The organism is Caballeronia sp. GACF4 (genome assembly GCF_023631025.1).
Classification (GTDB): Bacteria; Pseudomonadota; Gammaproteobacteria; order Burkholderiales; family Burkholderiaceae; genus Caballeronia.
This window is the reverse complement of record NZ_JALQDW010000068.1, coordinates 1-264: the sequence shown is the minus strand read 5'-3', so window position 1 is coordinate 264 and position 264 is coordinate 1. Positions and strand designations below refer to the sequence as shown.

General features: G+C 39.0%; 1 pseudogene. It reads left to right on the top strand.

Annotated features, from left to right (window positions below):
• Positions 1 to 264 (top strand): annotated as a pseudogene (locus tag NCR40_RS31225) (sugar transferase); the annotation flags it as partial.

The following is a 264-nucleotide window of genomic DNA, read 5'->3' as shown; positions in this document are numbered from 1 at the left end:
ATTTTATTGTTTTTGCGCGAAGAAAATTATACGCGTCAAATTCTGATGTACTCTTTTTTATTAGCCAATCTTTGGGCATTTGCAGGTACATTTTTCAGTCGCCGTCTTACAAAACCCAAGCTAGCACTCGTACCCTTTGGTCGTGCTTTAGAGTTGGTTGATACAGAACATGCCATCATAACTCTTTTAGATGAAACTGATTTAGATGGCCGTCGCTATGACGGTGTTGTTGCTGACTTACATTCTGATGATTTACCTAATGAG